The 1,643-nt window shown below is 64.1% G+C and carries 2 protein-coding genes; both read right to left on the bottom strand.

Annotated elements, in window-relative coordinates; translation table 11 throughout:
- Positions 1-50 precede the first annotated feature (50 nt).
- Entirely contained in the window at positions 51-1,253 is a 1,203-nt protein-coding gene (locus ACXJL8_RS40515; protein WP_456623002.1) for an ABC transporter substrate-binding protein, read from the bottom strand.
- Between the two features lie 80 nt (positions 1,254-1,333).
- On the bottom strand, positions 1,334-1,643 hold a 310-nt coding region (locus ACXJL8_RS40520), incomplete at its 5' end, for an amino acid synthesis family protein (RefSeq protein WP_456686973.1).

Consider the following 1,643-nt stretch of genomic DNA (forward strand, 5'->3'; position numbering starts at 1 on the left):
CCCTCACCCCAACCCTCTCCCCGCAGGCGGGGAGAGGGAGAAGAAAGAGATCAATCCTTCGGGCGCAGCTTCTCGACTTCGGCGTCGCTCGGCAGATAGTCCGAGCCCTTCTTGTAGACGGAGTCCACCATCACGCCCTTGCCGTCCTTCAGCGCGGTCTTGCCGACATAGGCCCCGAGCGTCGACTGGTGGTCGATCTTGCGGAAAGTGATCTCGCCGAACGGCGACGGCATCGAGAGGCCTTCGGCTGCGGCAATCAGCTTCTCCGGATCGGTCGAGCCGGCCTTGGCGAGGATCGCCGCAGCAGCCTTGATGGTCTGGTAGCCGACGATCGAGCCGAGGCGCGGATAGTCGTTGTACTTGGCCTGGTAGGCCTTCAGGAACGCGTCATGCTCGGGCGTCTTGATCGAGTACCAGGGATAGCCGGTGACGATCCAGCCCTCCGGCGTCTCCTCCTTGAGCGGATCGAGATATTCCGGCTCGCCGGTGAGGAACGACACCACCTCGCGCCCCTTGAACAGGCCGCGGGTGTTGCCTTCGCGCACGAGCTTCACGAGGTCGGCGCCGAAGGTGACGTTGAGGATCGCTTCCGGATTGGCCGCGGCAACCGCCTGCACCACCGGGCCGGCGTCGATCTTGCCCTGCGGCGGCCATTGCTCGTCGACCCACTGAATGTCCGGCCGCTTCTCCGACATCAGCTTCTTGAATACGGCAACCGCCGACTGGCCATATTCATAGTTCGGCGCGATCGTCGCCCAGCGTTTTGCGGGCAGCTTGCTGGCTGCTTCCACCAGCATCGCGGCCTGCATGTAGTTGGAGGGGCGCAGGCGGAAAGTGTACTTGTTGCCCTTCGACCAGGTCACCGCGTCCGTCAGCGGCTCGGCCGCGAGGAAGAACACCTTCTTCTGGTTGGCGAAGTCGCTGACGGCCAGACCGATGTTCGACAGGAACGTGCCGGTGAGCATGGCAACGCCCTCGCTCGAAACCAGCTCGTTGGCCGCGGTCTGCGCGTCGGCCGGCTTGCCGCCATCGTCCTTGGAGACGACGACCAGCTTCTTGCCGTTGATGCCGCCGGCCGCGTTGATCTCTTCCACCGCGAGCTGCCAGCCCTTGCGATAGGGCTCGGTGAAGGCCGGCAGCAGCGAGTAGCTGTTGATCTCGCCGATCTTGATCTCCTGCGCCACGGCCGAATGAGCCATGCCGCCAGCCAGAAGCGCGAAGGCCGCGCCCACAAAATAGTTTCTCGCTCGCATCCCAACCTCCAGTTTTGAACTCTCTACGTCTTCAGCGTGATCTTGTCGGAGAAGCTGTGCCCGCCTCCCCGGTTCAAACTCTATCTCAAACCGTCTTCGCCCTTGACCTCCGCAACCGTCAGCCCGCCGACGCGCGGCAGCGGACGGCCGCTGTCGGTGACGGCGACCGCGACCATGATCTCGTTGGCGCGCGGCGCGTCGTTGATCTGCACTTCCATGCCGTCGAAGTGACTACGCACGAAGGCTGCGTCCTTGTGACCAAGGGGAATGTCGAGCGTCGTGCCGGGTCCGCTGCGCTTCTTCGACGACGGGATCAGCGCCGCGCCCTTGCTCAACACTTTCCGCACCGGCGCGCCCATCTTCGGGTGAAGAATCGCCGCCGCATGTTCC

Source organism: Bradyrhizobium sp. P5_C11_2, from assembly GCF_054049755.1.